The organism is Mitsuokella apri (assembly GCF_047974105.1).
In the GTDB taxonomy this organism is placed as follows: domain Bacteria; phylum Bacillota; class Negativicutes; order Selenomonadales; family Selenomonadaceae; genus Mitsuokella.
On sequence record NZ_JBHYRS010000001.1, the window covers coordinates 330547 to 344153 of the forward strand.

At 53.8% G+C, this 13607-nt stretch carries 9 protein-coding genes; 1 reads left to right on the forward strand and 8 read right to left on the reverse strand.

From position 1 onward, the window contains the following. Positions 1-97: 97 nt before the first annotated feature. The 3 genes from ftsZ to ACE419_RS01610 all read right to left on the reverse strand — a co-directional run bounded on the left by ftsZ (position 98) and on the right by ACE419_RS01610 (position 3980). Complete coding sequence (ftsZ, locus tag ACE419_RS01600) at positions 98-1291, reverse strand: cell division protein FtsZ (protein ID WP_435720797.1); 1194 nt, start codon at positions 1289-1291, stop codon at positions 98-100. 322 nt (positions 1292-1613) lie between these two features. Next, complete coding sequence (locus ACE419_RS01605) at positions 1614-2504, reverse strand: DMT family transporter (protein ID WP_435720798.1); 891 nt, start codon at positions 2502-2504, stop codon at positions 1614-1616. Positions 2505-2597: 93 nt separating this feature from the next. After that, positions 2598-3980 (reverse strand): GntP family permease, encoded by a 1383-nt coding sequence (locus ACE419_RS01610; protein WP_435720972.1) that lies wholly within the window; start codon positions 3978-3980, stop codon positions 2598-2600. A 371-nt stretch (positions 3981-4351) separates the two neighbouring features. Here ACE419_RS01610 and ACE419_RS01615 point away from each other — a divergent pair, with 371 nt between their 5' ends. After that, entirely contained in the window at positions 4352-5581 is a 1230-nt protein-coding gene (locus ACE419_RS01615) for an NAD(P)-dependent oxidoreductase (RefSeq protein WP_435720799.1), read from the forward strand. Between the two features lie 131 nt (positions 5582-5712). Here the strand turns inward: ACE419_RS01615 and ACE419_RS01620 are convergent, their stop codons facing one another. From ACE419_RS01620 to ACE419_RS01640, 5 genes are read right to left on the reverse strand one after another with little or no spacing between them, the layout of a single operon-like run. Continuing rightward, positions 5713-7584 carry a polysaccharide deacetylase family protein gene (locus tag ACE419_RS01620; protein WP_435720800.1) on the reverse strand — a complete coding sequence of 624 codons (1872 nt, stop codon included), beginning with the start codon at positions 7582-7584 and terminating at the stop codon, positions 5713-5715. 50 nt (positions 7585-7634) lie between these two features. Continuing rightward, on the reverse strand, positions 7635-8690 hold the full coding sequence (locus ACE419_RS01625) for a glycoside hydrolase family 18 protein (RefSeq protein ID WP_435720801.1): 1056 nt from the start codon (positions 8688-8690) through the stop codon (positions 7635-7637). Positions 8691-8745: 55 nt separating this feature from the next. After that, positions 8746-10710, reverse strand: coding sequence for a polysaccharide deacetylase family protein (locus ACE419_RS01630; protein WP_435720802.1), 1965 nt, complete (start codon positions 10708-10710; stop codon positions 8746-8748). Then, entirely contained in the window at positions 10707-12605 is a 1899-nt protein-coding gene (locus ACE419_RS01635; RefSeq protein ID WP_435720803.1) for a glycosyltransferase family 2 protein, read from the reverse strand. Before ACE419_RS01635 ends, ACE419_RS01630 begins: the two co-directional genes overlap by 4 nt. Next, a complete protein-coding gene (locus ACE419_RS01640; RefSeq protein ID WP_435720804.1) occupies positions 12595-13596 on the reverse strand; it encodes a polysaccharide deacetylase family protein in 1002 nt (333 codons plus the stop codon). The genes ACE419_RS01635 and ACE419_RS01640 overlap by 11 nt, the downstream gene beginning before the upstream one ends. Between the last annotated feature and the right edge of the window lie 11 nt (positions 13597-13607).

The window sequence follows — 13607 nt, forward strand, 5'->3', positions numbered from 1 at the left end:
GCCAGCTTCGCCAAGCAGCAGTTCCGTGCGGGAAAAACGACCTAATTTACTCAAGATATCTGTTCCTTTCTATGTACTATGCATTGATGCAGTCTCGTTATTTCTCGTCCTTATCGTCAGGTGCCAGACGGAACGCTGGAATGGCAAAAGCCCCCTGCGGCTTTGTCTGTGCTGCCGGACGATTTCCCGCAGGAGCCTGCTGCGTCATAAAACGCGGCGGCTCCAGCGTAAACGAGTCTTTCTTCGGCTGCGGCGCTGCCTGCTCTGCAGCCGGCTTTTGCGTCTTTTCTTCCTGTCTGCCCGCGCCCGTTCCCTTGAGCATGACACCATCCGTGAAGTCCGTCGCGATGATCGTCGCGCGCACATCGCCATTCAGCGAGTTGTCAATGACCGTGCCGAGGATGATGTTGACTTCAGGGTCCGTATGCTCATAAATGTAGCGCGTCGCTTCATCGACGTCGTAAAGGCTCAGCGTCTTATCGCCCGTAAGATTCAGGATAATGCCGCGCGCTCCTTCAAGGCTCTTGCTGATGAGCGGGCTGTCAACGGCCTGCTGCACGGCTTCCACGGCACTGCGCGAACTGCGGCCAATGCCGAGCAGGGCATCGCTCGACGCGCTCTGACGGAAAATCGTTGTGACATCGGCAAAGTCGACATTGATGACACCCGTCGTCAGGATGAGCTCTGCAATGCAGTTAATGGCCTGCTGCAGGATATCATCGGCACACGAGAAAGCCTTAACCAGCGTCATATGGCGGTTCTCGGGCAGCTTCATTAAATTGTCGTTGGCCACGAGAATCAGGGCGTCCATTTGTGCCTGCATTTTCGCGAGGCCTTCATTGGCCAGACGTTTCTTGCGGCTGCCTTCAAAGCTGAACGGCTGCGTGACGACGCCGACCGACAGCGTGCCGAGGTCGTGGGCAATCTTGGCCACGACGGGGGCTGCTCCTGTACCCGTGCCGCCGCCGAGACCGGCCGTGACAAAGACGAGGTCTGCACCGGACATGGCATCGCGGATTTTTTCCGAGGCATCGAGAGCTGCCTTCTCGCCAAGCGCGATATTGCCGCCCGTGCCGCGTCCTTTTGTCAAATCCTCACCAATCTGCAGTGTTTCCACGCCGGCTTCCGCCACGCGTGCAAGCTGCTTGGCATCCGTATTGACGGCAATCAGGTCAATGTCGAGATCCTTATGACGGCCCATACGCATGAGTACGCTGTTGCCGCCGCCGCCGACACCAAATACTTTGATTTTTACTTTTGGCTTTATGATTAACGTTTCTTCTGCTGCCATGCGCTTTTACCCCTCTCGAATCAGAATCTCTGGGAAATATTTCGCCATTCAAAAAACAATTTCCTGCCCCTGCCGCGAATTTCGCAGGCTTCCATTCATCGAAAAGAGCAGGGCTGCCACCAGCAGCTCTGCTCTTTTATCCGACGGACTCCTATAGCAAATCAATGGAAGAGAAGTACAGCCGCACAGGCCAGAACAATCTTCAAGCTATCGAGCTTCACGTAAAAACACTTCCTTGTTATATTCCATCTAAATTTTATGATTTCTGCAGTCATATTACCAGCTGCTATTAATACGATTATACAATGATGCCGTACCTTTTTCAAGACATACGGCGGCGATCCTTGAGAAGCGGCCGAATCTGCGTGATAATCATACCAGCCAGCATCAAAACACAGCCCATGATCTGGGCAATGGTCATCTGTTCACCGAGCAGCAGCCAGCTCGAAAGCACGCCAAAGACGGCCTCAAAACTCATGATAATCGCAGCCTGACCAGGCTCTGCGTACTGCTGGCCGAGAATCTGCAGCGTGAACGCCACGCCCGCTGACATGACGCCGCCGTAAAAAATGGCAAACCAGGCACTAAAGATCGGCTGCACGGCAATGGTCTCAAAAAGCAGCGCCGCGACGAGACTTCCCGCCGCACAGACGCCTACCTGTGTCGTCGAAAGTTCAATCGGGTCAACGAGACTGGCAAACCGGTCAATAAAGAGAATATGACCGGTCCAAAAGAAGGCACTGATCAAGACGAGCCCATCGCCAAAACTCAGGGCTACTTCACCGTGTATCGAAAGAAAATAAAGACCGGCCAAAGCCAAAAAAGCACCAATCCAGTTCTCAATATGGATGCGCTTGCCAAGGAGCACGGCCCCGAGCGGCACCAGGATAATGTAAAGCGCTGTAATGAACGCCGTCTTGCCCGCCGTCGTATAAAGCATGGCTACCTGCTGCAGCGAAGTCGCCACGAACATGATGCAGCCGGCACCAAGGCCTGCCTTCCAGCCGGCATGGTATGTCCCGGCACGCTTGGCCGTCTCACGCGGCCCCTTCCAGGTGTACCAGAGCCCGACAAGAAAGAGAAAGCCCAGAATATAGCGCGCAGCCGCATACGTAAAAGGGCCTAGTCCATCCATGCCGACCATCTGCGCGACAAAAGTCGTGCCCCAGATAAACGCCGCTAAGAGCAGCATGAGATTCCCACGAAGATGCATAAAGTCCCCCTGTTATAATGAATGAAGCAAATAAAGCGTCAAAAAACAGGTATGCAATGCATACCTGTTTGTATTTTACGATGTTTGTGCGCCTCAGGCAAGTCCCGTAATCATGTAGAACAGGATGCAGAGGAACGGCACGAAGAACTTGAGTCCCATGATGACCGCGATATCGAAATACGAATCGTGATGCGTAAGTCCGCAGATTGCAAGCAGCGTGACAAGGGCGCCGCAGTGCGGGACCGGGTCAATACCGACCGAAGCGATGGCCACGATGCGGTGCAGAACCTCAAGCGGAATGCCCGCAGCCTGGGCCATGGCAGCCCACTGGTCACCGAGCATCGAAAGGGCAATCGTCAAACCGCCCGAAGCAGAACCCGTGATGCCGGCCATGATATTCGTCGTGATGACGGCCGAGAGCAGCGGGCCGAACGAGTCCGCAATGCCGATGAGGGCCTGCGTAACCGGCACAAAGCCCGGCAGAGCCGTGATGACACAGCCAAACGCGTAGCCGGAAGCGACGTTCAGGACGGCCGTAGCCGAAGAAATGGCTGCGTAGTTGATCGGTGCGAGGAAGCCATCCATGACCATGAAGCGCTTGCGGCCAATGAAAGCCGCTGCGATACTGCTCAGGATGAGCGCTACCGTAATCGACCAGATGGCCGAGACCTTGCCGACATTTGCTGCGAGCAGACTGAGCTTCAACGGCAGGAACGCCTCGAGTGCATTTGCATCCCAGTGGAAGCCCCACGACCATTTAAACGGATTCGAAAGGATGATGTTGATGACGATAACCATCACGAGAGGCAGGAGGGCCCAGTACCACGGAATGTGGATTTTCGGACTCGGCTTGTGATGAGGAGCTCCCTCAAGATGACGGCCATAGCCTTCGCCGCGCGCCTTCAGGATTTTTGCACGGCGCGTCACCCAGCCCCAGCCGATCAGCAGGAACAGGAAAGACGCGAACAGGCCGATGATTGGTGCCGACCATGTGCTCGTGGAAAAATACGAGGACGGAATGATGTTCTGGATCTGCGGCGTGCCCGGCAGAGCGACCATTGCGAAAGAAAAGATACCGACCCAGAGTGTTGCTGGCAAAAGGCGTTTTGGGATGTCCGCCTTGCGGAAGACGACAGCGCCGAACGGATACATGACGAATGCGACGACAAAAACCGAAAGGCCGCCATACGTCAGGGCACCGCAGCCCAGAAGGACTGCCAGCACAGCACGCTTCTCGCCGAGAACATCGACAATTTTTGCTGCTACAGAAGAAGCCAGACCACCTTTTTCCATCAGGCGTGCAAACACAGCGCCAAATAAGAAAATCGGATAATATGACTTTGTATACTCAGCCATACGTGTCATATAGAGCTCACTGTACGTAGGCAGAACGCCAAAGATACTGGCAAGCGCTGCGACACCAGCAAAGATTGGTGCAATCAGAATGATTGACCAGCCGCGGTAAGCAAAATACATGAGACCGACAAGGGCCACCGCGATACATATTCCTTCTAACAGATGGATCGTCCCCTTTCTTTCATGTTTCAGAGCCCCCCGGCGCGAAACATGGCGAATGGCAGCCGTTCGGCTCCACCGGCTGCCATTCATTTGTATTGTCCTGCGTCATGCAGAAAACGAACTATCATCCTGCATGACGCGCATTACGATGTAATCATACCATTAGTATTTTTTATTGTCAATATTGCTTGCTAAAAATTTTTGTAATGTTGTAATCTTACGAATTTAGTCAAAACTTGTCTGCAGGCGCAGTTTCGGTTACAATAAAAGAAATACGATAAAACTCCCTGTAAGGGAAATGAAACAAGCGAAAGAACAGGTGATAGTACATGGCTGTCCATGTCATCAATGAGGCACGCCGCTGCCTCCAGTGCAAAAAGCCGCTCTGCCGCCTCAAGGGCTGCCCTGCGCAAACGAATATTCCGGAGATGATCCGCCTTTTCCTCGACGGAAAAATCAATGAAGCCGGCGAGATGCTCTTCATCAACAATCCCATGAGCATCGTCTGCTCCCTCGTCTGCGACCACGAGAAGCAGTGCGAGGGCAACTGCATCCAGGGACGCAAAGGGGCCCCTGTACAGATTTCCAGCATTGAACATTATATTTCGGATATCTATCTCGACAAGGTCGTCATGAAGCACGAACCGCCCAAAGGACAGAACGTTGCGGTAATCGGTTCCGGTCCGGCCGGCATCACCGTGAGTGTCAAGCTCGCGCAGCTCGGCTACGATGTGACGATCTTCGAGCGCAAGAGCAAACTCGGCGGCATGATGCGCTACGGCATCCCGTCATTCCGCCTGCCGCTCGAAATTCTCAACCGCTATCAGGAAAAACTCATCGAACTCGGCATCCACATCCGCCCGAACACTTCGATTGGCGGCGTGCTGACACTCGACACGCTGTTTGCCGATGGCTACGATGCCATTTTCATCGGCTCGGGTGTTTGGCGGCCGCGCGGACTCGGCGTGCGCGGCGAAAGTCTCGGCAACTGCCATTATGCCGTCGATTACCTGCAGAATCCTGATGTCTATCATCTGGGTGACCGCGTGGCCGTCATCGGCTCGGGCAATTCGGCCATGGATGCCGCGCGTACGGCCATCCGCAAGGGCAGCCGCTTTGTCACGGTCTACGCGCGCCGCAGCGAAGTGCGCGCGAGCATACGCGAATACGAATACGCGCAGGCTGACGGCGTTGAATTTGAACTCTGCAAGGGCGTTGCTTCCATCACGAAGGACGGCCCGATGCTCTACGACCGCCATTTCGATGAAGAAGGAAATCTCGTAAGCGAGGACGAACCGCGCCTCTACGAAGCCGACAGCACGATCATCGCCGTCAGTCAGGGACCGAAGGACAAGATTGTCCGCACGACCACGGGCCTTGAAGTCAACGAACGCGGCCTTGTCGAAGTAGACGAGAACGGTGCGACGACACGTGAGGGCGTCTTCTCGGGCGGCGACGTCGTCCTCGGACCGGCCAATGTCGTTCAGGTCGTTAAGGATGCCAAGCACGTGGCCAAGGCCATGGATGCCTATCTGACGAGCAAGCGCGAAAATGCCTGACAGTCATTGATACAATAGTTTCTTTCTATATATAATAGGAAGGAAACATACAAAAAAAGAACCTTTTCTCTGTGAAAGTGCGCATTACACGCTCCTTTCTGCAGATAAAAGGTTCTTTTTTGTTTCAGCTCTTAAAAATCAATCTCCTTCTCGCGCATATCCTTCGGCGTCTTCATGCTCTGGTCGTAATTGCCGGTCAGATAGTCGCCGAGCAGGCCGACCTTGAATTTCTTCGGGTCGCCGTCGGGCCGCTGCTCATTCTTGGTCAAGAGCAGGTCAAGAGCATACGGCGTGCGCACAGCTGTACGGCTCATATGCATGATTATGATAGCGCCGCGGCGTACATCACCATTGCGCTTATGGACAATATGATCCAAGATGCCCTCGAGTGATTCCATGGAAATCGAACCATAATCTTCGGCACTGCCTGAGCCGCTGACTAAATATGTAAAGCCCTCATCCATAGCAATTGCAGAGCCATTACGGCTGACGGCCAGCTGCGGAGGACGCATGAGGCGCGTGAGCCCATAACGCCGGCCATTCTCGATTTTCATATCCCCAATGGTTTCAAAGAGCTTGGTGTAGGAATCCCTGACATTTTGACGATAGGTCTTTTCATCCTCAACAGCATGGCTGCGCCCTTTTTTATCAACAGTCAGCATCGGTACATGATGGTCTGTATGGCTGCCGACTTCATTGCCCTCTGCCACGATGGCCCTTAATAGATTCGGGTTATGAACCATATTTTTCGTGATGACGAAGAACGTTGCATGTACGTGGTGTTTGCGCAGGACGTAGAGCAGCTTATTGACGGAATCATCTTCGCCCCAGTCATCAAAAGTTAAAAATATAGTCTGCGGCGCAGCGGTCTTGACAAGGCCCGTCTCGTCAGCCAGAGCCAATTCCCGTGTTGTGAAGCCCAGCATGCGGTCGTTAGCACTGACTTCAGGGGCACCGATATAGCGCTTACAGAATTCCCTCTGGAAATTCTTCTTCGTGATATTGCCGCTGCCGTAGCCCGGCTGCAGTTCGATGGGTAGGTCCATATCATCGACTGGATACGTATAGAGATGGGACGTATCATTCAACACATCCTGTACCGAAGCAATCCGGTAAGCAGAATCGTTGCTTCCGGAATGTTCCGCCCCCTCTTGAAAAGCAATATTATCCACCTTCTGCTTTTTAATGGCCATCATGACTTCAGCAGCCAGTGTCGGCTTCGTATAAAAATCCGTACGGATGTAGACAATCTCATTGCGCCCCAGAGATGTTACCCATTTGCCAAAGATATGAGGCATGACCTCGTCAGCAGACATGGCATTCTTATCCTTTGACTGCACGGCGTTAAGTCCCTGCCCGACAAAATAACCATGCATCGCCGAAACAGCTTCTTTCATGGCCGCTTCGTTCTCTGCTGATGCCAATTGTCTCATGAGATTTGTCTGCACACCATAGCGCGTCCGCAAAAGCTGCTGAACTCTAAAAATCTGTGCAGCATATTCTGCGGCCGTGCCGCCCCCTTTAATGGAAGTCAGGCCGATGCCGAGGTCCTGCCCATACGACTGAATCAGATGAATATTGTCTGCATTGCGTTTGAGCTCACGCTCTGTCGCAAAAAATGTGCCGTGCATGTTGTTAGCCTTCATATCATCAAGTACACGCACCAAGCTTTCCCGCTTGGAAAGTCCGCCAAACGTAAAAATCACCGACTGGCTCGTAGAAGGTACAAATGTATGTTTCTCTGCCTGATGCCCCTGATTCTCCGCCAGTGCTTCGCGAACTTCCTGCGGTATATTGGCCTGTACGGCCGTATTTTTTGTCGTTTTCATTTTGGGAGCCGGAGTTTGGGCCATTTCTGCGGCTGGCTGAACAAGATTTTCCGCAGCAGCCTCTGCACGCGCAACCATATCACCCGAAAAAGGAACATCCAGATTCAGGCACGTGCTTCCCGACAGAAGGGCCAGTCCCAATAGAATCCTCCCTGCCAATTTCTTTTTACGCAAGAATACCACTCCCTTATTCCTTCACTTCGTGCTGTCATGCTTTTATGCCATTATGGATGTACTTTGCCGAGGTCTTCGTTGCCGCCGAGACGCCAGATGCTCACATCCGTAATGCCGAGATTGGCAATCTCCGTAATCCACGCGTTGAGCGTCTCATCATCGGCATACCAGACTTCATAATGATGCTTGTCCTCATCATAGGCAAACGTCAGTGCTCCGCTCATCTCATCGCGCTTGACTTCTGCCTTGTGCTTTTGTGCCAGAGCCGCTGCCTCCTGCTCGGAAATGAACTTCGTCGGACCGCGGCTCAGGCCGAGCAGCTTATAGTCCTGCCAAAGGCAGCCGCCCGTCGCGATGGCCACGCTTTTTTTGCCCGGCAGTTTCTCCATGCGCTGAATCGTCTTCTTGATGAACGCACCGTCAGCCTTGGGGCCTGGGCCGCTGTGCAGGCCGTACAGATTGTAGAGCATCACGACGTATTCCGGGCCCTTGGCAAACGGCGCATCGAAGGGAGCCGACGGCTCGAGTACAATGCGCAGCTTGAGATTCTCCTTAATGCAGGCCGAACTCAGCTTATAGGTAAAATCGAGAAACGGCGTCTTCAATTTACTGTCCTTGAAAATGCGCTCGTAGTCGAGCTCAATGCCGTCAGCACCGGCTTCCTTCGCTTTCTGCACGAGCAGCTGTACCTGTGCATCCTTCGAAGTCTCGTCCTTCAGTAAACGGCCGACAAGCGCCGTATCCTTTTCCTGACTTTTCCCAGCGGCATCCTGTCGGTCGTTGACGACGGTCAGATACGCTTCCTTGCCGTCTTTTTTCGCCTGCTTCAAGGCCTGTTTTGTCTCTTCGGGCACGAGCAAAGCATCATCGGGGCCGTAATAGGCCGCAAACGCGCTGATGCCATCAAGGCGGCGGCGGATTTTTTGATAATCCTCCCTGCCGGCCTCGTCATCCCAATAAGCTGTCCAGGCTGAAAGCTGCACCGCCGGATGCGGACCATCCTTTACGGATTCCGCTTTCGCGCAGCTCAGGCCGGCAGCTGAAACCGTCAGGACGGTCAGAACGGCCAGGCCGCAGATGATTCTCTTCCGTGTCCGGAATAACATAATATATCCTCCCACTATTCATCATTGGACATCGATACGAACGGTTGCTGCAGCATCAGAGATTCGTCAGGAACCACTTGAGAATGGCCTCCCAGATTTCTTTGGCGCGATGCTCGTAATGCTCAAGTCCCGTATACTGCATCGTGAACAAGACTTTCTCGTCTTTTTCATCCTTGCCTGTATTGGCAAGGACGGTGAATTTGTCAAACACGCCGTCGTAGACATCGTCGGCGAGATTGCGCTGGCTCCAGGCATCGGCCTTCCAGTCTGCACCGAGAAGGATGCTGCCATTCTGCGTACTGCTGATGGGCAAATCCTCGCAGGCCGTCCTGCCATCAAGCTTTACCGTCAGCATTTCATCTTTAAAAGCAATATCGATATCGTGTTTGCTGCGTTCATGAAAGCTCGTTACGGCATCATCCGCTTCAGCACCGTCCTCGACAGATGCGGCCGGCTCCTGCTGACGCTCATTTGCGCGGGAAAGATATTCCTTCGCTTCAGCCGGCGAATCCGCATAGCGTGCAAAGGCCTCGTTCTCCGTGACCTCTGCTTCCTTTTTCATCTCTTCTTTCGAAGGGATTTTCTCACCGAGAATGGAGGCAATCTTTCCGCGGTAAAGCTCGCGCTCTGCACCGCCGATTTTTTCCGTGACGACAAGGTCGCCGTTGCGCAGACTGACTTCCTCGTAGCTGCTGAGGTCGTCCGCTGCGTGGAAATAGATTTTCTGCGTGCCGAAGGTATTGCCCTCAAGGCGCGTGCGGATGCGGGCATTGCGGAACTTATCCTTCCTGTTCAAGCGGGAAAGGGCCTCACCTTCCGGCAGCGTCGTCAGGATGTATTTTTCTTCCTTGATTTCAGCCGCACCTTTGGTGTTTTCCCAGTCCCCCTGATGGCGGTCTTCGCCCTTCATGAAGGTAATCGGCTGATTGATATCGTACTTGATGCGCATGAGCAGGTGATTGACCGGCCAGTATGGCTGCGGCTGCATGCGCGTGAGGTCGTAAATGCTGCTGTTTCGCTGATTGAACGAATACCCCTCACGGTTGAAATTCATCGTGAAGAGGTCGCGAATCCAGTACTCATTGACCGCGCTGACATCGCGGTTGTTGCCGAACCGGCCCGTATTGGCATGCATGAGCACATAAACAGACGGCACCTTGCCGAGCTTATCCTGATAAACGTCATTCAGGTGCTCGTAATCGTAGCTCACACGCCGTTTCATATGGTCGTAGCTCTCTTTGGGCACGCCGTTCTTGTCGCGGATATAATCCATGAGATAATGATTGTAGTAGCGTCCAAGATAGCGGTGCACCATGGCATAGCGCAGAGGGTCGATCTCGCCGAGATAATTGCCGTAGCGGTCACGGACATTGATGTACTCAAGGCGGTAGCCATTGGTGCCAAGCTCCCAGAACGTCGAGTCTTCCATATCGCGCAGTTCTTTTGGCTTCAGGAATTTGGGGTCCTCGCGGTCAAATTCCCCGGCATACGTCATCATGGTCGCCTTGTAATTCATGCGCTCCATGAGATTGTCGGCAAAAATCGCCGTATCGCGGCGCCCGTCCTCAAACATCAGATAGAGAGCCCGCCTTGGCAGCTTCTTGCCGTGCAGGTAATAGTCCTCGATATCCTTCTGCGTGATCGTGACATAGCCCTGTGCCTTGAGTGCCTTTAGATGCTGTTCCAAAAGGTCCTTGCCGATGAGCGTCGAGGTATCGCCGATGCGGTCAACGCCAAAATACGAGATGGCAATGAAGCCCGTGTCCTCGCTGCTGTCCGACACCTCCCCCTCTCCATAGGGATGATAGGTCTTTAAATGAAAGAAGAGACTGAACAGCAGGGCAAGGCAGACCGCGAGAATGAGGAACTGCAGCAATGTGCGCAGGCGTTTATGGCGCTCCTTGCGCTTCGTGAAAGCATCGTCGCCGAGAGCCGCAATTTCCGCTGCCAGATTTTCCTTTCCTTCTGCGGGATTTTCCTGCGTGTTTTCTTGTTTGTCTTTATCAGAAATATCACTCACGGCTCATTCACCTTCTTCTTTTTCTTCTCCTCTTTCTCACGCTCTTTTTTCTTCTTCTTCTCGAGTTCCGCGAGGTCCGCCGGCGTCATGCGCGTGCCCCAGGTCGACTTCCAGAACGTGAACCAGGCGACCGGCATCTGCCAGAGAAGGACCGCTTCATAATAAAGGCAGAACCAGACACCGAAAATCCACGTCGTGCTGCGGCGAAGGAAAAGCTGAGCCATGCTCATTAAGAGTGCCATCATGAGCATGCCGACGAGGAATGCGAGCGGGAACACGCGGTGCATAATCGGAATGTAGATGAGGTTGTAGAGCACGATGATTGGCGCGGCAATCGGCACCAAAAGGCCCATGTAAAAACTCAGGGACATAAAAGGCTCTTTTTTCCACATATAGCAGGCCGCGATGATGGACTCGCGCAGCCACGAACGCTTCCAGCGCATCTGCTGGCGCAGGAACATCTTATACGACTTCGGCACAATCGTCATGCAGACGGCCGTATCCTGATACGTCGTCCGGTTGTGGCGCAAAATGAAATTTGTCATGCTGCGGTCGTCGCCGAACGTCGCCTTCTGCCCGAGGAATTTCTGATTGATCCAGTCATCGGCGTATTTCAGCACGAGGTCCTTGCGGTAGCAGGAAAGCGGCCCCGACAGGCAGGTGACGGCGTCGAAAAATCCCTCTGCCGCCTTCATGATGCGGAACGCGATGTAATAGCGCACGGCCTGCATCTTCGTCAGCGTATTCGTATACGTATTGGCCACATCCGTGCGGCCCGAGACACCGCCCATTTTCTTGTCCTTAAACGGCTGGACGATATTGCGCACGGCATAAGGGTCGAGGAAACTGTCGGAATCGACGAAGACCAGGAGCTCATGCTTCGCCTTATGCGCGCCTAAGTACATTGCATCGCGCTTGCCCTTATTGACGGGCTGTACGTAGTAATGAAGCCGGTCTTCGATGCGGTACATCTTGCGGTCGCCATCGTTTTCCTTGAGTTTTTCGATGATTTCCTTGATTTTCTCGACGGAATGGTCGTTGGAGCAGTCATCGACCACGATGACTTCAAGCTTGTCAATCGGATAGTCCTGATTGATGCAGCCGAGGATCGTATGCTGGATCCATTCTTCTTCATTGAAGCACGGAATGATGATGCTGACGCCCGGCGTATACTTCGGGTCGATCTTCGTCGGCCGGTAAAAAGAACCGAAAAGATAGCGCGTCAAAAGGAATGTCGCGGCGATGATGCTGTAGAGATAGAGCCAGCGGTTAAACTGGAAGTAAATGACGGACTCGGCACGCATAAGCACGATGACAAAGACGATGACCGCGAGAAAGAACGAAGCGACGGCCAGCATGTAATTCTTGCGGTGCGTGTTCGAAAATTCAGCGAGCGTCGACTTGAACTGCATGCCGTAAAGCTTCGTGCCATCCGGCCGTTCCGCCTCTCGCACACACTGAGCCGGTATTTTCTTGACCGTCATTTCATAGCCTTCCGGCATCGACCCCGGCGTGATTTCAAACGTCAGCTTGATGTTTTCCGCTTCCAGCAAAGGCAGGGCCTCGCTGCCGGCCGGCTGCGTCAGCAGAATGCCGGTCGTCGAGATATCTTCGCCCTTCAGCGTTTCGGTGTATTTTTTCCCTTCGTACTGGAAAACGGCCGTGACCTTATAATCGACGAGATAGCGCTGACCGTTTTTATCATCCTGCTGCAGCTTGATATACCCTTCGCTCGTCCCTGCTGAATCTTTGCCGCGGCGGTCGCGGTTCGTGCGCGTGCCCGTACTGTCCGGCGCGTAGGAAAGCAGACGGCGGTCCGGCTTCAGATGGAACAGTACATCCTGCTCTTCCTGTTCTTTTTTCTTCTTGCCTTGTTTCTCCTGCTCACTGCCCATCAGCTGCCCCTCCTTCCTGATTTACCAGCGCATCAGCCTGTGCCTTCGCCGCCTCTTTCGCCTGACCGGCAAGGACAGCAGCATTGGCGGGGATGTAATGGATTTTGCGGAAGCCGTTGACATTCATCACCTTGAACCCCCGATTCTCAAGAGCCGTCAGCAGCCAGTCGAGCTCATCGGCAAGGTCGACGGTCGGTGCGGCCGGTTTTTGCCCGTCATCGTGGATGGTCGGCTTCATATCAATGGCGGGACGCTCATCGATATCGCCCTTCGTCTCGGCCTTGCGCTCGACCGGATGGCCGATTTCAACGGCTATGATGCTGCCGTCGGGAATATTGGCCGCATACGCAGCAGCATTTTCCTGACTTGCCAGCGTCCCCTTCTTATAGCGCACATTTTCCTTGACTGCATAAGAAAGGCCGGCTGCATGAACCGTCTTCAGCAGTTCATCGGTAAAGACCGTGCGCGGTGCCCGGAAAAGCGTTGGCGTAAAGGCAGAACGCACATTGACGATTTTCTGCGTGCGGCATAGTTCAGCAAGCTGCTCGTCCTGTGAGGCCTTATCAAAATCTGCAAGCCCGACCAATGTGTAATTGCCCAGCTCAAAGCCCTTGTCGCGCAGCAGGCGGATGGTCTCAGGCTGGTCCGCCGCATTCTGCCCTTCCACAAAAAACGTCGCCGTGGCCTGATGTTTTTCGAGTACATCGATGAGACGCGCCGTCAGGGGACGGTCGGGCAGGCCGTCGATGACGATGGCCACGCACGAAGCTCCTTCCGGCAAAGTCGTGATGACCTGCGCCGGCTCAATCCCAGCCTGCAGTTTGTCCTTCGCTTCCGCGATTTCCTCATCGGCCTGATACGCAGCGCTGACATCGGTGATTTCACTCAGTTCGTGCTTTCCTACCGATGTATGGTCCCGCAAATAAACGAGGCCCGCGCATATTACCAGCAGCACCGCCAGGGCAATCGCTGCAATTTTTTTATAGCTCAAGTTTCCCACTT

Excerpts from the sequence above, each read along its gene's own strand:
- ACE419_RS01615 (WP_435720799.1), top strand. The coding sequence starts at position 4,352 with ATGGCTGTCCATGTCATCAATGAGGCACGCCGCTGCCTCCAGTGCAAA.
- ACE419_RS01625 (WP_435720801.1), bottom strand. The coding sequence starts at position 8,690 with ATGTTATTCCGGACACGGAAGAGAATCATCTGCGGCCTGGCCGTTCTG.
- ftsZ (WP_435720797.1), bottom strand. The coding sequence starts at position 1,291 with ATGGCAGCAGAAGAAACGTTAATCATAAAGCCAAAAGTAAAAATCAAA.
- ACE419_RS01610 (WP_435720972.1), bottom strand. The coding sequence starts at position 3,980 with ATGTATTTTGCTTACCGCGGCTGGTCAATCATTCTGATTGCACCAATC.
- ACE419_RS01605 (WP_435720798.1), bottom strand. The coding sequence starts at position 2,504 with ATGCATCTTCGTGGGAATCTCATGCTGCTCTTAGCGGCGTTTATCTGG.
- ACE419_RS01635 (WP_435720803.1), bottom strand. The coding sequence starts at position 12,605 with ATGGGCAGTGAGCAGGAGAAACAAGGCAAGAAGAAAAAAGAACAGGAA.